Origin of the sequence: Streptomyces sp. NPDC093094 (assembly GCF_044754345.1) — a bacterium.
GTDB lineage: Bacteria > Actinomycetota > Actinomycetes > Streptomycetales > Streptomycetaceae > Streptomyces.
This window is the reverse complement of the sequence record NZ_JBIVOX010000010.1, coordinates 92,870-113,283: the sequence shown is the minus strand read 5'-3', so window position 1 is coordinate 113,283 and position 20,414 is coordinate 92,870. Positions and strand designations below refer to the sequence as shown.

At 74.6% G+C, this 20,414-nt stretch carries 12 protein-coding genes; 7 read left to right on the top strand and 5 right to left on the bottom strand.

All coding sequences use genetic code 11. The annotated features are described in order from the left end of the window. Window positions 1-7 precede the first annotated feature (7 nt). The 3 genes from ACIQGV_RS22730 to ACIQGV_RS22720 all read right to left on the bottom strand — a co-directional run bounded on the left by ACIQGV_RS22730 (window position 8) and on the right by ACIQGV_RS22720 (window position 4,983). The gene (locus tag ACIQGV_RS22730) at window positions 8-928 is read right to left on the bottom strand and encodes a carbohydrate kinase family protein (RefSeq protein WP_402496884.1); all 921 of its coding nucleotides are present in this window, start codon (window positions 926-928) and stop codon (window positions 8-10) included. A gap of 500 nt (window positions 929-1,428) precedes the next feature. Beyond that, window positions 1,429-2,502, bottom strand: coding sequence for a LacI family DNA-binding transcriptional regulator (locus ACIQGV_RS22725; RefSeq protein WP_402496883.1), 1,074 nt, complete (start codon window positions 2,500-2,502; stop codon window positions 1,429-1,431). A 195-nt stretch (window positions 2,503-2,697) separates the two neighbouring features. Next, window positions 2,698-4,983 (bottom strand): FlgD immunoglobulin-like domain containing protein, encoded by a 2,286-nt coding sequence (locus ACIQGV_RS22720; protein ID WP_402496882.1) that lies wholly within the window; start codon window positions 4,981-4,983, stop codon window positions 2,698-2,700. Between the two features lie 245 nt (window positions 4,984-5,228). Between ACIQGV_RS22720 and ACIQGV_RS22715 the strand changes: the two genes are divergently transcribed. Further along, a complete protein-coding gene (locus tag ACIQGV_RS22715; RefSeq protein WP_402496881.1) occupies window positions 5,229-6,032 on the top strand; it encodes an aminoglycoside phosphotransferase in 804 nt (267 codons plus the stop codon). Between the two features lie 100 nt (window positions 6,033-6,132). On the opposite strand, the gene ACIQGV_RS22710 is transcribed toward ACIQGV_RS22715, so the two are convergent. Both ACIQGV_RS22710 and ACIQGV_RS22705 read right to left on the bottom strand, forming a co-directional pair. Then, a complete protein-coding gene (locus ACIQGV_RS22710; protein WP_402496880.1) occupies window positions 6,133-10,116 on the bottom strand; it encodes a CHAT domain-containing protein in 3,984 nt (1,327 codons plus the stop codon). A 110-nt stretch (window positions 10,117-10,226) separates the two neighbouring features. After that, complete coding sequence (locus tag ACIQGV_RS22705) at window positions 10,227-10,565, bottom strand: SCO0607 family lipoprotein (protein ID WP_402496879.1); 339 nt, start codon at window positions 10,563-10,565, stop codon at window positions 10,227-10,229. A gap of 424 nt (window positions 10,566-10,989) precedes the next feature. Here ACIQGV_RS22705 and ACIQGV_RS22700 point away from each other — a divergent pair, with 424 nt between their 5' ends. From ACIQGV_RS22700 to ACIQGV_RS22675, 6 genes are all read left to right on the top strand, one after another. Further along, window positions 10,990-12,495: a VCBS repeat-containing protein gene (locus tag ACIQGV_RS22700; protein WP_402496878.1), complete on the top strand. Its 1,506-nt coding sequence runs from the start codon at window positions 10,990-10,992 to the stop codon at window positions 12,493-12,495. Window positions 12,496-12,861: 366 nt separating this feature from the next. Continuing rightward, window positions 12,862-14,682, top strand: a complete 1,821-nt coding sequence (locus tag ACIQGV_RS22695; protein WP_402496877.1) for a glycoside hydrolase family 15 protein — start codon at window positions 12,862-12,864, stop codon at window positions 14,680-14,682. Between the two features lie 179 nt (window positions 14,683-14,861). After that, the gene (locus ACIQGV_RS22690; protein ID WP_402496876.1) at window positions 14,862-17,576 is read left to right on the top strand and encodes a LuxR C-terminal-related transcriptional regulator; all 2,715 of its coding nucleotides are present in this window, start codon (window positions 14,862-14,864) and stop codon (window positions 17,574-17,576) included. 240 nt (window positions 17,577-17,816) lie between these two features. Further along, the gene (locus tag ACIQGV_RS22685; protein ID WP_402496875.1) at window positions 17,817-19,433 is read left to right on the top strand and encodes an MFS transporter; all 1,617 of its coding nucleotides are present in this window, start codon (window positions 17,817-17,819) and stop codon (window positions 19,431-19,433) included. Window positions 19,434-19,470: 37 nt separating this feature from the next. Continuing rightward, the gene (locus ACIQGV_RS22680) at window positions 19,471-19,962 is read left to right on the top strand and encodes a hypothetical protein (RefSeq protein ID WP_402497122.1); all 492 of its coding nucleotides are present in this window, start codon (window positions 19,471-19,473) and stop codon (window positions 19,960-19,962) included. Between the two features lie 125 nt (window positions 19,963-20,087). Then, window positions 20,088-20,285 (top strand): hypothetical protein, encoded by a 198-nt coding sequence (locus tag ACIQGV_RS22675; protein WP_402496874.1) that lies wholly within the window; start codon window positions 20,088-20,090, stop codon window positions 20,283-20,285. Window positions 20,286-20,414 lie beyond the last annotated feature (129 nt).

Genomic DNA, 20,414 nt, shown 5'->3' with positions numbered 1-20,414 from the left:
ATCCCTCTCACCCGGCCGGTACGGCGCGGGCGAGCGCGGCGCGCAGACCGGGCAGATCGATGAACTCGGTGTGGGTGCCGGCGCTCGCGCAGGCGAACGCGCCGGAGACGGAACCGGCCAGCACACAGTCCTCCAGCCGCCGGCCCTCCATCAGCGCGTGCAGGAAGGCGGTGACGAACGCGTCGCCCGCGCCGTTGCTGTCGACGACCGGCCGCTCCGGGCGCACCGCGGGGAAGTGCCGTGACTTCTCCTCGCCCCGGACCAGCAGATGACAGCCCGCCGCACCGGCGGTGGCCACCACGAACCGGGCCCGGCCCTCGTCGACCACACGGTGCAGGACCTCCTCCAGCCGGTCGCCGAGGTTCGCCGCGCTCAGGAACACGTAGTCGGAGGAGAGCGCGTAGGTCAGGTGGTGGGGGTCGGCACCGTCCCAGTCGTGCAGATCCGTGGAGCTGGTGACGCCCAGCCGCTCGATGTCCTCGTACATGTCCCGGTTCACGCCGGTGATCGACAGATGGACGTGCCCGGCCCGCTCCAGGAACGGCAGATGGAACTCCCGGGGCAGCCGCAGGTCGGCCGGGTGACGGGAGTCGTAGAAGGAGAACCGGCGGCCCTGCGCGTCGACCAGGTTGATGCCGCGCGGGGTGCCGTGCGGGGACACCAGGTGACTGAAGTCCAGCCCCCGTTCGGCGTACGCCGCGAGGACCGCGTGCCCCTGGGCGTCGTCGCCGAGGTAGTCGATGAACTTGGTGGCGAGTCCCAGGGAGTGGAAGCCGAGCGCCACCCCGTTGCCGGTGTGTGCGACGTAGTCGTACACCGGAGGCACGTGCAGGGAGTCGCCCGGCGGGACCTCCAGCTTCTCGACGCGGACGACGGTGTCCACTCCGGCGCCGCCGACCACCAGGACGTCGTAGGGGTGCGTGCTCATGGGTGTGTTCCTTCCGTTGCGGGTGCGGTGCGCGGGACCTGCTGGACCTGTCCGTTCTCCAGGACCACCGCGGAGTCGACGTCGCCGCCGGGATCGGTCAGGACGGCGACCGGTCCCTCGGCGGACACCCGGCGTCCGTGCTCGGCCTCCTCGGACGCGCCGGGCGCCGGGTCTCTCTCCGGTTGCCGGGCTTGCCGGACCCCTGTCACTGCGGCTCCCAGGTATGCGGACGGATGCCCTGCGGCGGACTGAAACGCCTTGCGGGGCACGGCCGTCGGCGGTGCGAGAGGTGAGTCAAACACCCCGGCGAGAGGCTTCGCAAGTATTCTGAAACTTTCAGGAACGCTTTGCGGCCCGTGGTCCACTCCGCTTGAGCCGGTACGCTCTTCCGGCCGTACCGCGCCTCTTGACGGAGGAGAGGCCGTGACACCGCATCACCCGCAGACGGCCCCGCCACCGCGGAGGCCCGGGCGAAGACGCCGGTGCCGGCGGGCCGGCCGTCACTCCTGGGGCGCGGTCCGTTTCCCGGACGCGGGTCGGCCCTTGGGTGCGGGTCGGTCCTTGGGTGCGGCGGACGTCGAACCGCGCACCACCAGCTCCGGCATGATGACGAACTCCGTGTGCGGGGCGGAGGTCCCGCACAGCTCCTCCATCAGCGCCTCGACCGCCACCTGTCCCATCGCCCGCACCGGTTGCCGGATCGTGGTCAGCGGCGGATCGGTGAAGGCGACGAGCGGCGAGTCGTCGAACCCGACCACCGAGACGTCCTCGGGAACCGCCAGCCCCCGCTGCCGTGCGCAGCGGATCGCGCCGAGGGCCATCATGTCGCTGGCGCACACCAGCGCCGTGCATCCCCGGTCGAGCAGCGCCGCCGCCGCGGCCTGGCCGCCCTCCAGCGTGAACAGGGAGTGCCGGACCAGCCGTTGCGACTCCGGCGGCGGCAGTCCGAGCCGCTCCTGCACGGCCTTCTGGAACCCCTCGGCCTTGCGCTGCACGGGAACGTAACGGGCGGGCCCCAGCGCCAGCCCGATCCTGACGTGCCCGAGCGCCGTCAGATGGGTCACGGCCAGCGCCATGGCGGCACGGTCGTCGCAGGAGACGAACGGGGCGCTGACGGCGGGGGAGTAGCCGTTGACGAGCACGAACGGCACGCCCTGCTCGCGCAGCCGGTCGTAGCGGCCGGTGTCCGCGGTCGTGTCTGCGTGCAGTCCGGACATGAAGATCATCCCGGACACCCCCCGCTCCACCAGCAGTTCGGTGAGCTCGTCCTCCGTCGATCCGCCCGGACTCTGGGTCGCGAGCACCGGGGTGCAGCCGAGGCGGGTCAGTGCCTGCCCGACTACCTGGGCCATCGCCGGGAAGATCGGGTTGTCGAGTTCGGGCGTGATGAGCCCGACGAGGTTCGTGGCGCGCGGCCGCAGCCGGGAGGGCCGTTCGTAGCCGAGGGCGTCGAGCGCGGCGAACACCGACGCGCGGGTGTCCGAGGCGACCCCACGCGTCCCGTTGATCACGCGGCTGACCGTGGCCTTGCTGACCCCCGCCGCGGCTGCGATGTCGGCAAGTCGCGCGCTCATGGCTGTGGACTGTACCTGTTGGGCCGTGGTCTTGCCCACAGCGCACCGGCCGGGCCGGGCACCCGGCCGGACACCGCGCCGACGTGCTCGCGGGGAGCAACCGCACGGGCCCAGGGGAGACATGAGAGGCATCACGGGACCGGCCCCTTCCCCCGGGGCGGACCCGGGGGAAGGGGCCGGTCGTCCACCGCCGGCTCAGCCGGTGACCTTCACGACGCCCGAGGCCGTCACGTCCGGGCCCGAGCCGTCGGCGGGGGCGGCGGACAGCCGCCAGGTGTAGCCGCCCGTCGCCACCGGGGCGCCCGACGCGCCGGTGCCGTCCCAGGCGACGCGGACCGCACTGCGCGTGCCCTCGCCCGTCCAGGTGCGGACGACCTCTCCGGTCGCCCGGTGGACGAGGGTGACCTGCCAGGACGCCACGGGCCTGGAGAGCCACCACGCGGCCGCCCATGTGCCGGCCGCGGTCCGGGGCGCGGCCGTACGGGCGACGCGCAGCGGCGAGACCGCCCGCTGCGGCGCCGTGACATGGACCGTGTCGTCCGTGTCGGCCCAGACGACCTTGCCCGCGCCCTCGTCGAGCGTCCAGGTCGTACCGCGCCCGTCGCCGTCCGCGGGCTGCTTCACGCCCGTGACGGTGCCCAGGTCCGATGTCGTGCCGTCCGGGCCGAGGGCGGTCAGCCGCAGCTCTCCGGACGCCTCGCGGTGCGCCAGGAACCGGTCGCCCAGCAGGACGCCCGACGCGGGGGCGGGGTAGGTGTGCCCGGTCGCCAGGTCGCGCACGCCCGCCGCGTCCCGCGAGGCGCAGCTCCAGTACAGCAGGGTGCCGCTGTGCTGGAGCTCGTCGGGCACGCAGGAGACGCCGAGGTCGGTGACGCTCTTGAGCCGGCCGGTGAGCAGATTGACCGTCCTCACCGTGCCGGGGACGTCGGACGCCGGCTTGAGGAGGAACTTCTGGTCCAGCACGGCGGCCTGCGCCCGCTGCTCGCGCACGACGAGGTCGCGGGCGGTGTCGACGACGTACTGCCGTCCTCCCGCCTCGTAGAGCACGAACTCCGGTGCCGTGTCGAGGATGCGGCCGTTCGTGCCCGGCAGCGTGAGACGGTCCGCCGGGTGCTCGGGGTCGTCCCCGGTCACCAGCACGTCGGCGCCCGTGCCGGGATCGGCGACCAGCCGGGCCAGGCCCTCGTCGGTGCCCTCGGCGAAGCGGCCCGCCTCCAGGCCGGGGAAGTCGGCGAGCGCCGGACCGTCGGCCGGGTCGAGGCCCGTGCCGAGGTCCTTGCCGTGCAGGGTCCGCCTGCCGTCGAGGGAGTTGACGTACCGCAGCCGCCCCCGGTCGAGGCTGAGCGCCTGGACGGCGCCGTCGGCCGTCTTCACCCGCGGCACCTCACGCAGCGTCAGATCGGAGACGAGGTCCAGACCGTTCACGCCGAAGTGGTGCACGGCCCGTTCGCCGTCCGCGTCCTTGCCGAGCACGACCAGCGAGCCGTCGCCCTCGGAGCGCAGGAACGCCTGCTCGACGTCGCTCAGCAGGATCCGCTCCTGCTCCGCCCCGGCGAACGGGGTGAGATGCAGCGGGCCGCCGTCGCCCTCGTACCACAGGACGTTGTCGCCCACCACGAAGGAGGTCACCCGGCTGTCCGGGGACTGCGTGGCGAGCGGCACGACCCGCGGGGCGGCCGTGCTGCCGACGGGCCGCACCCGCACGCCCGGCTCGGCGCCGCGCTCGAACCAGCTGACCGTGGTCTGCGTGATCCGGAAGCTGCTCGCCTCGCCGGTCACGGGCAGCGGCACGACCCTGCCGTTGTACGCGGTGAGGACGCCGTAGCCCGGCGTGCCGGCGGCGGTGCGGTAGCCGATCACGTGCTGGTTGGTGTACGCGCCGAGCAGTACGGGCTCGGCGCCGGTGGTGGCGCCGGCGGGCAGCTGTACGACCGGGTCGGCGGACGGGTCCCCGCCGCGGGCCACACGGAGCTGGTAGGTGCCGTCGCCCTGGTCGACGGTGGCCAGCACCCACCCGTTGGCGACACGCGGGTTGAGGTATCCGGCGGGCACGTGGACGGTGCTGGTGTTGCGCGGGTCCTCGACCCCGATCCGCACGAGGTCCGTGCCGCCGTCCTCGCGCCGCTCGGTGTACATGACCCGGTTGAACTCGTCGTGGGTGCGGACGATCGCGTCCTGCGGTACGCCGTCCAGCTCGGGGACGGGCTTGGTGGTGCGGTTGTACGTCGTCGTCCAGAGGTACTCGCCGCCCTCGCGGTGCAGCACACCCTGGCCGCCGGTCGACAGCACGGTCTCGGTGCCCTCTCCGTAGGCGTCGGGCGCGGGGACGAGGATCTCGCCCGCGGCCGCCGCGTACGCGGCGGCCGGCAGCGCCGCCGTCACGCCCAGGGCGAGGACGGTGGCCATGGCCGCGGCGGTGGCTGTGCCGGTGGTGCGGCGGACGAGTCGGGTACGGCTGTTCGTGTGCAGGTGATGAGACACCTGACCCCCTTGTTGTTAACAGTCGACACATGGTTTTCGCTGTGAACACGGTTAACAGTACTTGGTTGTGGGGGAGTTGTGTGCGCAACGCGTTTCACCCGTGCCACAGGAACGTCACAGCACCCACTCGAACGACTGCCCGCAGCACACCAGTTGACGTGCTCCGGAGCGGACAGCGGTTAGGTTCTCGCCGGGCGGACCGGTCGGTCCGTCACCGCGACCCAAGGAACGCAGAAGAACCGATCATGCCCATCGCCCGTCGTCCCTTCCTCTCGCTTCCCCTGGCCGTGCAGCACGCGGTGCGTGAACACACGGGGCCGATCCACTCCGCGCGTACGGTCAGAGGGGGCAGCAACTGCAACGTCGCCGCCTGCCTCGACACCGACCGGGGGAGGATCTTCGTCAAGGGCCTCTACGAGAACCATCCCCAGGCCGCGACACTGCGGCGCGAGGCGGACATCAACCGCCATCTGCCGCAGGCGTGTCCCCGGCTCGTGTGGCAGGTGCGGGCCAAGGGCTGGGAGCTGCTGGGCTACCAGTACCTCGCCGGACGCCACGCCGACTACCGCCCCGGCTCCCCGGACCTGCACCTCGTGCGGGCCGCTCTGCACGAGGTGCAGTGCCTCGCCGTCCCCGACAGCGTCCCCACCCTGCCCGCCCAGCGGCGCTGGGCCGACTACGCCCCTCCCGGCACGGTCGAGCTCTTCGCGGGGGACGCCCTGCTGCACACGGACCTCGCCCCGGACAACGTCCTGGTCGGTGAACGGGCGCACCTGGTCGACTGGGCCTGGCCGACCAGAGGGGCGGCGTGGATCGACCCCGCGATCCTGGCCATGCGGCTGCTGGCCGCCGGGCACACCCCGCAGGAGGCCGACGCCGTCGCCGACACCTTCCCCTCGTGGAAGGGCGCCGGCATCGACGCCAAGGCGGCCTTCGCGGCGGCCAACGCGCGCCTGTGGGCGGAGCTGGCCGACGACGAACCGGCCCTGTGGAAGTACCGGATGGCCCGCAGCACGACCCTGTTCGCGGCCTACCTCACCGGGGCCTGAGACCGAAGGGGACGCCCGGGGCGGACAGCCGCGGATCTCCCGAGGGGGTGGTCCGAGGCGCCGTCACAGCCCCGGCCGGGCCCCGCGGACGGCACGGCGGTCACGCCCCGGCGTGCACATGGGCGGCCCACAGCAGGGGGCTGCGCCGCCGGTTCCGCCCCGCGGCGAGATCCCGGCCGTCGCGGGCGTCGCGCACCGCCCGGTGGAGGGCGCGGGCGGCCCGCCGGGGATCCAGGGCGGCGGTGTCCGTCCCCGGGCCGTCGTGGCGCAGACCGTCGTAGAAGCGGCGCGCGACGGTGAGCGCGACGCCGTCCGAGATCTGCCACAGCGTGCCGACGACATGGGGGAACCCGGCGAGCTGGAAGGCGGAGGAGAGATGGATCGCCTCGTCCAGCAGCTCGACGGTGTCGGTGGCGGCGGTGTGACAGGCGGACAGGTAGGCCAGCCGGGCCCGGTCGAGGACCAGGGGCGCCAGGCCGACCACGGTCAGCGGGTCGGTGTCGTGGTCGTGCAGCAGCAGACGGCTTCGGGACGGGTCCACCGGATCGCTCGCGCCGTGGCACGCGAAGTGCGCGATCGTGCTCTCGGGCAGCAGCCTGAGCACGTTGGCCTTCGTCGGCAGGGAGTCGGCGTCCGCCTCGGCGCCCGGGTCCGGTTCCCGCAGCAGCAGGGGATCGGGGAGCAGCGCCCGCAGCTCGTCGGCTTCCTGCTCCACCGCGTCCAGCCGGCCGCCGCCGGGCAGGCCGGGCGTCGTCGGCATGGCCACGAGGAGGCTGCGGCCGGCTCCGGCGGACGCCCGGTCGCGCTCCCGGGCGTGGCGCAGCGCCTGCACGGTGGGGGTGTACGAGGAGACGGCCCGGTCCAGCACGGTACGGGGAGGAGTCCGGCCCGCGGGGTCGTTGTGGTGGCCCGCGGCGTGCAGCGGCAGGAGTCCCAGCAGCCCGCCGGACGCCCACCAGATCCGCGGCAGGTTCTCCGCGTCGTCGCCCCTGCCGCCGTCCCCGTCGCCGTGGTCCCCGTCGCCGTGGCCGCCGTGATCGCCGTCGCCGTCGTCGGCCCCGTCGCCGGTTCCCGCTCCCGTGAGGGGGCCGCCGTGCCCGAGAGCGTCGAGGACGGGACCGGCGGCGGTGTCCCACAGCCACTCCAGCACGGTCAGCAGCCTGATCTGGGCCAGCGTCCTCTCGCGGCGCGTGGCGCCGGACACGGCGAGGGCCTGGGCCCGCCGGAAGGCGACGAGCTGGGTGACGAGACCCTCGACGGTGAGGCCGGGCAGATGCAGGGCGGTGATGCCGTCATGGCGCAGCAGCAGGGCGTCGCTGCGCCGGCGGCTGACGTTGAACACCACCACGGGCCCTTCGGCGGCCTGGGCGAGGAGGTCGCCGGTCGAGGGCGGCAGCGCGAACGAGGCGAACCCGTCGAGCGCGCGGATCTCGGCGAGGACGCCGGCCAGTTCGGCGGCGGCGTCACGCAGATGCCGTGCCGGAAGGTCCCCCGGCGGCAGGGCCGCCCCGCCCGGGGAGCCCGCCCCGGCACCCGGCGGCGCGTCGAGGACCTCCCGCAGCTCCGTGAAGCGCCGCGCCAGTCCGGGATGCCGTTCGGCGAGGTCGGTGAGGTCGCTCCGGGTGTGCAGCTGCCGGCTGAGCAGGACCGCCCGGCCGGCCTCCAGCACGCTCAGGGCCCGCTGCGCCCGCTCGTCCGCGGTCCCGCCCTCCGCGGCGAGCACCAGGGACGCCGCGTCGCTGGACAGTCCGGCGAACTCCCCGATCGCCCGCTGCTGGTCACCGCGCTCCAGGTGACGCGGCGCCACCTGCGGCAGCAGCAGGACGGACTCCTCCGCCGTCCGGGCCGCCTCGTCCGTCCGCCCGGACGCCGCCAGCAGGTCCGCCGCCGCCGCTCCCGCCCGGATCCGCAGCGAGGGCGGCGCCGACCCGAGCCGTGCGGCCTCCGCGTAGGCGGCCGCCGCATGGTCCGCGGCAGAGGGGTTCCGGTCCCTCTCGCCGCGCCGGCGGAGCGCGTTGCCGAGGTTGAACAGGGCGGTGGCGCGGTCCGGGTGACGGTCCGGCGCGGCGGCGACGGCCTCCCGGCCGACGGCGACGGCGGCCTCCAGGTCCTCGGCCGCGCCGGTCCGGTCGAACCGTGTCCGCAGGGCGTTGCCGAGGTTGGACAGCCGTACGGCCCGCTGGGAATGTCCCGGCGGGCCGGTCTCGGCCGCTTCCCGCAGCCGGTCGACGGCGCTGTCCAGGTCCGCGCTCGCGCCGCTGAGGCTGTGCCTCCGCAGCAGCGCATCGCCGAGCGTGGCCAGGAAGTCGGGGCGGTCGACGTGGTCGGCCGGTGCGGTGGCGACCGCCTCCCGCCCCAGGGCGATGGCGGCGTCGAGATCCGCCTCGGTGCCGTCGCGCCGGTGACGGCTCAGCAGCGGGTTGGCGAGGTTCGCCAGGAACGCCGCCCGGTCGGCCCGGTCGGCGGCGGCGGACACGGCCTGCCGGCCCACGGTGATCGCGGCCTCCAGGTCCGCCCGCGCACCGGTCCGCTGGAAGCGGGAGTGCAGGGCGTTGCAGAGGTTGGACAACCGCCCGGCCAGCAGGCCGTGGTCGGCGGGAGTGGCGGCCACCGCACGCTGCAGATGCTCGACGCAGGCGTCCAGGTCCGCTTCCGCCCCGGTGCGGATGAACCGTGCCCGCAGCACGCTCGCGAGGTTGGACAGCAGCGACGGCAGGAGGGGGTGGTCGTCCGGGGTGGCGGCGAGGGCCTCCTGGGCGACGGCGACGGCGGCGTCCAGGTCCGCCGCCGTGCCGTGCTGCCGGTATCTGCTCGTCAGGGCGCTCGCGAGATTGCCGAGCAGGCCCGCACGGGCCGGACTGCCGGCGGGTGTGACCGCCACCGCCTCCTCGTGCGCGGCGACGGCGGCGTCCAGGTCGGCCTCGGAGCCGGACCGTCTGTGGCGGGCCAGCAGGGCGTTCCCGAGGTTGGTCAGTGTCGGCGCGCGGTCGGGGTGGGAGGGGGGAGACGCGGCGACGCCCTGGCGGAGACGGCCGACCGCCGCGTCGAGGTCGGCCGCGGAGCCCGTCCGCCGTGCCCTGCTCAGCAGGGCGGTGCCGAGGTTGACCAGGACCACCCGCGCGGACTCACCGACCGGGTCGGCGGCCAGGGCCTGCCGCAGCAGCTCGACACCGGAGTCCGCGTCGCGCGGCGCACCCGTCCGCTCGAACCGCCGTACCAGCGCCGCGCCCGCGTTGGCCAGGACCCTCGCACGCTCGGGGTGGTCCTGCGCGGTGACGGCCACCGCCTCCCGGAAGTGCTCCACGGCGGCGTCCAGATCGGCCGGTGAGCCGGTCCGCTCGAAACGGGCCTGAAGGGCGTTGGCCAGGTCGGAGAGAAGCAGGCCGCGTCCCGGGTCGCCGGCGGGCAGGGCGGCCGCGGCCTGCCCGAAGTGGTCGGCGGCGGCCGCCAGATCGGCCTCCGAGCCCGTCGCCCGCCCCCTGCGCAGCAGCGCGTGCGCCAGGCCGGACAGGATCTGCGGGCCGTGCGGGTACCGCGGCGTCAGCGCGGCGACCGCCTCCCGCTGCACCGCGACGGCGGTGTCCAGATCGGCGGGCGAACCGGTGAGTTCGGACCGGCGTACGAGCGCGAGGCCCAGGTTGAACAGGTGGGCCGCGCGGTCGGGACGGCCGTGCTCGGTGCAGTCGGCGATGCGCTGCCAGACGCCCACGGCGAGGGACAGCGCGACCGGATCCGCGGCGTGTTCCGCGCCGCCGAGGAGCCGGACGGCCAGCGGGACCGCGGCGTCGGCGAGCAGCGGCAGCAGCGGCTCGGGGAGTTCGTCCACGCCGGCGGCGAAGCACGGCGTCAGGGCCGACACGGCGGCCCGCAGGGCCACCCGGGCCTCCTCGTCGGCCAGCGCCCGGCTGCGGTACCAGTGGAACCAGCCGAGTGCGAACCCCGCCTCCAGGTCGTGGTCCCCGCCGGCCGCGGCGAGCCGCCCGGCCTCGTCGAGCGCGGCCCGCCCGGTCACCGCCGACAGATCCTGTGCGTCGTGCACCTGCCGCAGACGGGCCCGGACCGCATCCAGCCAGACATCACGCACCGTGTCTCCCCCTCACCGGCATTTCGTGATGGTAGCGACATCCGGGGGAAGCACGGGGCAATTCGCTTGACCGGCAGGGCTGTTGAGGCACCGGAGCCGGTGCCGGGGCGCTACCGGGCCGGCGAGTCGACGATGTTGCCGTCCTCGTCGAGCGTGTGGTCCTGCCAGTAGACGTACCACTTGTCGTCGACGTCCTGCGGCACCTTGCCCTCGGGGTACCGCGTCCAGCCCGGGGCCGGTTCCTTCCCGTCCTGGACGCAGTCCGATCCGCTGTTGTTCACCGCGAGGACGGGGTAGTGGCCGTCGCTGCACACGGCCTCCCGGTACTCCAGACCGGAGCATCCGGTGAGGGCCAGGAGCGCGGCCGTGCCGGCGAGGGCGGCCCCGGCGACGCGGAGCCGGGTCGGAAGGGCGGTGCTGGTGCGGCGGGTTCCGGCGGATGCGGACACGATCGTCTCCTGTGGTCGACTGCCCTCGGCTGCTGTTCGGGCTGCCCCCACTCTCGCCGCCGGGTGATCGCCCGCGCCTGAGTGCGCGTACTCATACAGGGCCCGTGCCGGTGCTCAACGCGCGGTGTGCGCCGGTGCGTCGGCGATCTGCTCGCGGAGCGCGGCGACGCCGGGCCGGCACCCGGTCCGACCGGCCGCCCGGCCGCCCGGGGCCGGGCAGGACCGTCGTGCCCGCCCGGCGGGAAGCGCCGTGCCCGCCCGGCGGGAAGCGCCGGGACGCGGACCCGCGGCTCCGCCCACCGGGTCACAACCTTTTGGCGCGGCCGTATGTCACCTCTGTGTCGAACCGGTCGATTCGAGGTGTCCCGGGGCCGACGCTCTCGGGTTCGCGGCCGGGCCGCGCCTCGGGGAAGGGGACAGGCAGATGGGCAGAGGGAGAGCGGCCGCCGTGCTCGTGGCCGTGGGGGTGATCGGGGGGACGCTGGTGCCGGCCGGCCCCGCGGGAGCCGTGCACGGGGCGACACCGGGTGACTTCAACGGCGACGGCTACCGCGATCTGGTGCTGCCGGCGCCCGGCGCGGACGTCGCGGGCCAGCAGTACGCGGGAGCCGTCACGGTGGTGTACGGCTCGGCCTCCGGGCCGAGGCCGGACCGGTACCAGACGATCACCCAGGACTCGCCCGGTGTGCCGGGCACACCCGAGGGCTGGGACCGTTTCGGCGCCTCCACCGCCACGGCCGACCTGAACGGTGACGGGTACGCCGACCTGGTCGTCGGCACGCCCTACGAGGATTCCGCGCAGGACGACAACCGCGGCGTGGTGACGGTGCTGTGGGGCGGCAGGAGCGGGCTGAGAGGCGGCACCAACCTGCCCTCGCCGCCCCTCCACTCCCTCCACCACGGCGTCGACCTGGTGGTGCGGAGCGCCGGACCGGGCCTCAGGACGCACCTCGTGATCGGCGGCCTCACGGGCACGGCCGCCTTCAAGGGGCCGATCGGCCGCGACGGCACCTACGGGTGGGGCGCGTACGCGGCGGACGCGGGCCCCCTGGAGTCCGTGGCGCTCGGTGACATGAACCGCGACGGAACAGTCGAGCAGGTGAGTCTGACCTACCGTACGGCCGCCCTGACCGGCGGACGGATCCAGATCGACCCCTCGGGCCGTGGCACCGGCCGGCCGGAGCCGCTCCGGCACGGCAACGGGCTCATCGCCGCGACCGGCGACGTCGACGGCGACGGCTACCCCGACCTCGTCGTCGGCGACCCCGAGGACCCGCGCACCCCCGGCGTGGACGGCGAGACGGGCGGACGCGTGCTGGTCTGGCGCGGTTCGGCGCGCGGCATCGCGGCGGACGCCGAGCCCGAGCAGATCACCCAGGACACCGCGGGCGTGCCCGGCACGAGCGAGAGCGGCGACGCCTTCGGCGCGGGCCTGACGGTGGCCGACCTCAACAGGGACGGTCTCGCGGACATCGTGGTCGGCGTGCCGTTCGAGGACGTGGGCACCGTGTCCGGCGCGGGCGCGGTCACGGTGGTCCCCGGCCGCCGCTCGGGCGCCCTCGGCCCCGGCGGTTACTCCTTCAGCCAGAACACCGCCGGTGTCCCCAGCAGTGCCGAGGAGTCCGACTCCTTCGGTGCCACCGTCTCGGTCGGGGACATGGACAAGGACGGCCGGCCGGACCTGATCGTCGGCTCGCCCACCGAGAACCTGGCCACCGGAGCCGTGTTCGTGCTGCCCGGCGGACCGTCGCGTCCGACCGGCGCGGGCAGTCGTGCCTTCACCGCGGACATGTTCGGCTTCGACCAACGTGAGAGCATCCGCCTCGGCGGCTACGGACTCATCGGGGTCATGATGCGGGACCCGGAGATCGACCACGGCGACGGCGCCACCGCCGCGACCGCTCCTCGGCGGGAGAGGACGGCCGGCTGACCCTCGTACGGCCCGTCACCGGCGGCCGCCCCCACGGGCCCGCCCGTCACGGCCGGGAGAGACGCCCGGCGCACGTACGCCGCCGCTCCGGCGGGTCTCGGGGCCGTGGGGCCGCGTCCGCGGGGGCCGGAGCCGGTCCCGGCCCCGGAGGGCGTCGCCGCGCGTGGCGGCACGGGCGCAGAGGTCCGGGCCGAGGACGCGCTGCTCCCCTCGCCGGGGGACCGCGCCGCGGCGACGGGGGCAACTCACCCGTGGCGGGGGAGGCCGCGGCCCGGGCGGCTCGCCAAGGTGATACCGCGTCGGTGCGCGACACGGCCCGGGACGTTCGAGGACCGGGGCGCGCCGAACGGAAGGGAGCACCGGCCCATGCGACGTTATCCCCCGATCGCGGACCACGGGATGGTCGGAGATCTGCAGACCGCCGCACTGGTGTCCAGCCACGGCACGGTCGACTGGCTGTGCGCGCCGAGATTCGACTCCCCGAGCGTCTTCGCCTCGCTCCTCGACCACGAGCGCGGCGGACATTTCAGCCTCTTCGCCGACACCCCGCGTCCTCCCGCGCAGCTGTACCTCCAGGACACCGCCGTGCTCGTGACCCGGTTCATGTCCGAGGACGGGGTGGGGGAGGTGCTGGACTTCATGCCGGTGGACCGCCCCGAGACGCCGGCGCCGCGCCACCGGCTGGTCCGGATCCTGCGGGTGACCCGCGGCCGGGTCGCGTTCCGCCTCGAATGCCGGCCCCGGTTCGACTACGGCCGCGCCGCGCACCGGCTGGACCTGGGCGAGGACACGGCACGTTTCGACGCCCCCGGCGCCCGGCTCGTGCTCCAGGCGGCCGGCCCCGTGACCTGGCGCCGGGACGGTGAGGACGTCCTCGGCGACGTGGTCCTGGACGAGGGGGAGTACGGCGCGGTCGTCATGACGGTGGGTGATCCGTCCGACGAGGCCCTGGCGCCGGTCACCGCGGCGGGGGTGAGGGCGCTGTTCGAGACGACCCGCGACTTCTGGCACTCCTGGGTGCAGCGCAGCCGCTACCGCGGACGCTGGCAGGACATGGTCAACAGGTCGGCCATCACCCTCAAGCTGCTCACCTACGCGCCCACCGGAGCACCGGTCGCGGCCGCCACCATGGGACTGCCCGAGCAGATCGGAGGCGGCCGCAACTGGGACTACCGCTACACCTGGGTGCGCGACGGCTCCATGTCGGTCGGGGCCCTGCTCGGACTCGGCTACGTCGAGGAGGCCCAGGCGTTCCGCCGCTGGCTCGGCGAGCGGCTCAGGACGCAGCACACCGTGAGCGGCGAGCCGCTGCAGATCATGTACCGCGTCGACGGCGACCCCGAGCTGTCCGAGGAGGTCCTGGACCACTGGGAGGGCTACCGGGGATCGGCGCCCGTCCGCGTGGGCAACGGCGCCGCCGGCCAGCTCCAGCTCGACATCTACGGCGAGGCCATGCTGGCACTGTCGGAGGGCGTGCAGGCACTCGGCGAGGTGCCGCCGTACGACGGCTGGAAGGCGGTGTCCGGGGTGCTGGACTGGCTGGCCAAGTCCTGGGACCGGCCGGACGAGGGCATCTGGGAGACCCGGGGCGGCCAGAAGGACTTCACCTACAGCCGGCTGATGTGCTGGGCCGCCTTCGACCGGGGCGTCCGCATGGCCCGCGACCACGCCCGGCCGGCCGACGTGGCCGGATGGAGCCAGGCCCGCGACGACATCTTCGCCCAGGTGATGGAGCGCGGCTGGAGCACCCGGCGCCAGGCGTTCGTCCAGCAGTACGAGGACACCACGCTGGACGCGTCCCTGCTGCTCATGCCCTCGGTGGGGTTCCTGTCGGCGCGGGACCCGCGCTGGCTCTCCACCCTGGAGGCGATGGAGCAGGAACTGGTCTCGGACAGTCTCGTCTACCGCTACGACCCGGCGGCGTCGCCCGACGGGCTGCGCGGCAGCGAGGGCACGTTCTCCCTGTGCACCTTCTACTACGTGGAGGCGCTGGCCCGGTCAGGGCGGGTCGGGCCGGCGAGGTACGCCTTCGACAAGATGCTCACCTACGCCAACCACGCGGGCCTGTTCGCCGAGGAGATCGGTCCCACCGGTGAGCAGCTCGGGAACTTCCCCCAGGCGTTCACCCATCTCGCGCTGATCACCGCCGCGCTCTCCCTCGACGACGCGATGGACGCGGCCGGCTGACCCCGCCCCTGTGACGCGCCCGCGTCCCGGCGGGCCCGCTCCTCGCGCGAGCCCGTCTCTGCGGCGCTCCCGCCCCGCAGGTCCCCGGCCGGGGCCGTCCGACCCCGGTCGAGGGACTTATAGGGCATTTCGGGCGTGCGGCCGCGGGCGGATGCTGTGATTCTGGTGGTGCGGCATCCATGTCCGTGCACACAGGGGCGGTGAGCGTCGTGTCAGGCAGTGGCGATACGTCAGGCAGTGACGACACCTCGCAGGGGCCGGACGTCCCGTCCCTCGATCCGCTGGGTGACCCGTTCCTGCGGACACGGTTCGCCGTGCCGGCCACACCCGTCACGTTCCTGCGGCGCGAACGCCTGGTCAAGCATCTCGACCAGGCACTGCTGACACCTCTGACGATGGTCAACGGATCCGCCGGCGCGGGCAAGACGCTGCTGGTCGCCGACTGGGTCGCGGGCCTCGGGCAGCAGGTCACCTGGTTCACCCTCGACACCGCCGTCCAGGGACCCGGCATGTTCTGGGCCCATCTGCTCCAGGCACTGCGCGTCGGCGGTGTGCCGCTGTCCGGCGAGGTCGGCATCCCCGTGGACGCCGGTGCCGTGAACCACACCCTGCTGGCCCGCCTCGCCGCGGAACTGAGCGGCGGCGACGAGAGCGTCACGGTCGTGCTCGACGAGTTCGACCGCGTCACCTCCCCGGACATCGCGGAGCAGCTGGAGTTCGTGCTCCGGCACGCGGGGCCGGCCCTGCACCTGGTCCTCGTCACCCGTACGGAGCCACTGCTGCCGCTGCACCGGTACCGGGCGGCCGGGGAGATGACCGAGATCCGGGACGCCGAGCTGGCCTTCACCCCCGAGGAGGCCGTCGCGCTGCTGGAGATGCACAGCCTGCGCCTGTCCGTCGACGCCGCGCGCCCCCTGGTGGACCGCACCCGGGGCTGGGCGGCGGGCCTGCGGCTGTGCGCCCTGGCCGCGCAGCAGAGTCCGGACCCGGAGATCTACCTGAAGGAGTTCGAGGCCGGCCACAGCACGGTCGCCGACTTCCTGCTCGCCGAGGTGCTCACCCGTCAGCCGGAGCCCACGCAGGACCTCCTGCTGCGGGTCAGCGTCCTCGAACGCTTCTGCGCCGAGCTGGCGGACACGCTCACCGGAAGGACCGACGCCGGGCCGCTGCTCGCCGGACTGCACCGGGAGAACGCCTTCGTGGAGGACCTCGGCCACAGCTGGTACCGCCTCCACCCGCTGTTCCGGGAGATACTCCGGGCCCACCTCGGGGAGCGCTCGCCGGGCCTGGAACAGGAACTGCACCGACGGGCCGCGCACTGGCTGCGGCGGTCCGGGGCGTTCCCGGAGATGCTGGTCCACGGCGCCGCCGCCGAGGACTGGGAGTTCACCGCCGGCGCCCTGGTCGACGACCTGGCGATCGGGCAGCTCTTCACCGGACTGTGCTCCGACGACCTGGCCGACCTGTTCGACGGCATGGGTCCCGGCACGACGAGCCCCGCGACCCACCTGGTGCGCGCGGCCCGCGACCTGTCCCGGCACGACGTCGGCACCGGCCTCGCCCATCTCCGGCGGGCCCGCCGGCAGCTCACCGCCGACGACACCGGCACCGGGGCGGCCCGGCTCAGCTGCGCCCTGCTGGAGGCCGTGGCCGCCCGGCTGACCGGGTCCCCCTCCCGGGCCGAGGAGGCCGCGCGGTCGGCCCAGGAGTTCCAGCGAGAGGTTCCCGCCCATCTGCTGGACCAGCACCCGGAGCTGCCCGCCCTGCTGCTGACCCATGTGGGCTCGGCACGGCTGTGGGCGGGCCGTTTCGAGGAGGCGCGTGCCGCCCTGGAGGCGGTCACCGGCGGCCCGGGCGGTGCCTCCACGGCGGTCCCCCGGGAGCAGTCGCTGGGCCATCTGGCGCTGATCGACTGTCTCGACGGCTGGCCGAGCCGGGCGGAGCGCACCGCCCACGCGGCGGTGACCGAGTCGGAACGGTTCGGCCTGTCCCACGACTGCGGTCCCGGACTGGGCCTGCTGGTGCTGGCGGCGGTCGCCGTGGACCGCAACGAACTGAGCCGGGCGCAGGCCCTGCTCGACCAGACGGCCGGTGCCTCGGCGTGGGACCCGGTGACGGCGGCCGGCCGCTCCCTCGTGACGGCCCGGCTGCTGCTCGCCCGGGGCGACGCCCGCGCCGCGCTGGCCGCCGCGGATCCCGGCGTCGACGCCGACGTCGCCTCGCCCTGGGTCCAGGCCCAGACCGCCCTGATCGCCTCGGCCGCGCATCTGGCCGAAGGGCGCCCGGAGCAGGCCGTGGAGGTGCTGCGGGAGAGGGCCGCCGACGAGCCGGCGTGTGCCGTGGGCGCCGCCCGGGCCCACCTCGCGGCGGGCCGCCGTACGGAGGCCGTCCGGGTGCTCGACGCCGTCGCCGCCGAAGGGCCCGCCGCCGGGCCGGCGGTGCATGTCCGTGCCACCCTGCTGAGGGCCCAGGCGGCCCACGCGGCGGGAGAGCCGGCGGCCGCCCGGCGGCTGCTGACCGAGGCGCTGCTCGAAGCACGGCGCGAGAAGCTCCGCCGTCCCTTCTTCGAGGCCGGACCGTGGCTGTGGACGTTCCTGACGGCGGCCTCGCTCGGGCATCTGGCCGCCGGCTGGCTCACCCCGGACCCCGCCGCGGACGGCGGCACCTCCCGCGCGCCGGCCGAGTCCGCGCCGGCCCTGGTGGAGCAGCTGAGCGGACGGGAACAGGACGTGCTGGAACGGCTCGCCCAGACGATGTCGACCGAGGACATCGCCGCGGACCTGTACGTGTCGGTGAACACGGTGAAGACCCACCTCAAGAGCATCTACCGGAAGCTGGGCGTGAACCGGCGCAACGACGCGGTACGCCGGGCCCGCGAGCTGCGTCTGCTGTGACCGGGCGTCTGCTGTGACCGGGCGTCTGCTGTGACCGGGCGTCCGCTGTGACCGGGCGTCCGCTGTGACGGGGTGTGCGCCGCGACGCGCTCGTGCCGCCGTGACCGCGCCGGCCGCCGTCTCCCCCCTGACGGGTGAGGTGCCCGGCCGCCGTTTCGGGTGCGATGGGGGCGGCGGACCTGCCGGCCGCCGTCCGGCCGCCGTCGACGCGGCCCGGGCCGACTCGGCGAGGTGGACAGCATGAGGCGCTGGGGAGCTCTGGCCGTTCTCGGGACGGCGCAGTTCCTGATGGTCCTGGACACCGCGGTCATGAACGTCTCGATCAGCCAGCTGGTCGAGGACTTCGACACCGAGGTCACCGCCATCCAGGCGGTCATCACCCTCTACGCCCTCGTCATGGCCGCCTTCATGGTCACCGGCGGGCGGGTCGGGGACATGGTGGGACGGCGCCGCATGTTCCTGATCGGCATGGTGGTCTACGGCACCGGCTCGGCGCTCACCGCGTGCGCTCCGACCCTGTGGATGCTGGCCCTGGGCTGGTCGGTCGTCGAGGGACTCGGCGCCGCCCTGGTGCTGCCGGCCATGGCGGCACTCGTCGCGGAGTCCTACCGCGGCCAGGACCGTGCCCTCGCCTACGGCGTCATCGGCGGCCTCGCCGGCGCGGGGATCGCGGTCGGCCCGCTGCTCGGCGGCTGGGTCACGACCTATCTCACCTGGCGCCTGGTCTTCGCCGGCGAGGTGGTCGTCGTCATCGCCGTCCTGCTGGCCCGCAAGGCGATCACGGAGAGCCCGCGCAGCGGCCCGCGCCCCCGGCTGGACGTCCTGGGCGCCGTCCTCTCGGCGCTCGGCCTCGGCCTGTGCGTCCTCGGCGTCCTGCAGAGCGGCACCTGGGGCTGGGTGCAGCCCCGCAACGCCCCCTTCACCGTCCTCGGCTTCGCCCCGACGCTGTTCGTCATCGGGGCGGGGGTGGCGGTGCTCGCGTGGTTCTCCCACCGCCAGCGGCGGCGGGAGGCAGCCGGAACCGACCCGCTGGTGCACATGTCCCTGCTGGACCGGCCCCCGCTGCGCTCCGCCCTGATGACGCTGGTGAGCCAGAACCTCATCCTGCTGGGGCTGTTCTTCACCATCCCGCTGTACCTCCAGGTGGTCCAGGGCTTCGACGCCTTCGAGACGGGGCTGCGTCTGCTCCCGGTCTCGGTGGCGATGCTCCTGGCCTCCGCGGTCGGCTCCCGGCTGGGGCGGATGGCGGGACCGCGCCGGGTCGTCCGGGCCGCCCTGCTGCTGCTGGCGGTGGCCATCGTGTGGCTGCTCGCCACCATCGACCCGGTCATCGACGACGCCCAGTTCGCCGGAGCCATGGCCGTGCTGGGCCTGGGCATGGGCCTGCTCGCCTCCCAGCTGGGCAACATCGTCCAGTCCAGCGTCCACGAGGAGGAGCGCAGCGAGGCCGGGGGCCTTCAGTTCACGGCCCAGAACCTCGGCTCCTCCCTGGGGACCGCCCTCATCGGATCGCTGCTCATCGGTGCCCTGGCACACGCCTTCACCGCGAAGATCGAGGACGATCCGCGGCTGTCGGACGAAGCTCTCCGGCAGACCGGTGTGGCGCTCGAAGCCGGTATCACCTTCGTCCCCACCGACCAGGTCCGCACGGCCGCCGAACGCGCCGGACTGCCCCCCGCCGAGGCCGACGCCCTCACCGACTCCTATGCCGAGGCCCAGCTCGACGGGCTGAAGGCGGCGATCCTCGCCGCCGGGGGCATCACCCTCGCGAGCCTCCTGGTCACCCCCAACCTGCCGACGGGGCGCGAGAAGCGCTCCGGCCGGCCGGAGACCGAGGCCCGCCGTGCCGCGCGCTGACCCCGGCAGGACCGACGCGCCGGACACCGGTTCCCCCGTGCCGCGCACGGCCGGGAGCCGTTCCCACGCCGACTACACGGGCGGTGTCTACGGCTCCATGCTCGCCGCCGGCGTGGTGATCGGCGCGGGCACGCTGGGCGACTTCCCCCGCGTGGAACTCGTCCTGCTGCTGCTCCTCACCGGTGTGGTCTTCTGGGTGGCGCATGTGCACGCCCAGCTGTTCGGCGCCCGCCTGGCGCAGCAGTCCCTGGACCGGCGGACCGTGCTGCGGGTGTGCCGGGAGGAGTGGCCGCTGGTGGACGCGGCGGTCCCGCCCGCCGTGGCCGTGGCCGTCAGCCCCCTGCTGGGCCTGGACGTCCAGGGCGCCGTGTGGCTGGCCGTGTCCGTCGCCGTGGCCGGACAGGTGGGCTGGTCGCTCGCCGCGGCACGACGGGCCGGGGCCTCGCCGGGGCAGATGACCCTCACCGCGGCGGTCAACCTGTTCCTCGGCCTGCTGATCATCGGCTTCAAGCTCGTCGTCACGCACTGACCCGCGAGCGCCCGGCCGGACGCCAGGTCACCTGCGCAGGGTGAGGTACGGCGACCTGGCGAGGCGGACCCTGGAGGAACAGAGCACAGCAGGTCAGGCATCCACGGTCGGCGGGAGAACCGCTCATGCGCTACGAGATCCGCGTCGAGGGGCACGTGTCGGAGACGCTGGCCAGGGTCTTCCCGGAGCTGGAGCACGTCGTGATGTCCGGTCAGACGGTGCTGTACGGGCCCGTGGTCGACGATGCCCATCTGTACGGTCTGCTGGCCCGCTTCCGGTCCCTGGGCCTGCGGGTCGTGGAGATGCGGCAGCTGCCCGAGTGACACCGCCGGGACCGGGGGCGGGGGGGGGGGGGGGGGGGGGGGCGCGCCGCCCCCCCCCCCCCCGCGGGGGGGGGGGGGGGGGGGGGGGCGGGGGGGCCGCCGCCCCCCCCCCCCCCGGGGGGGGGCCCG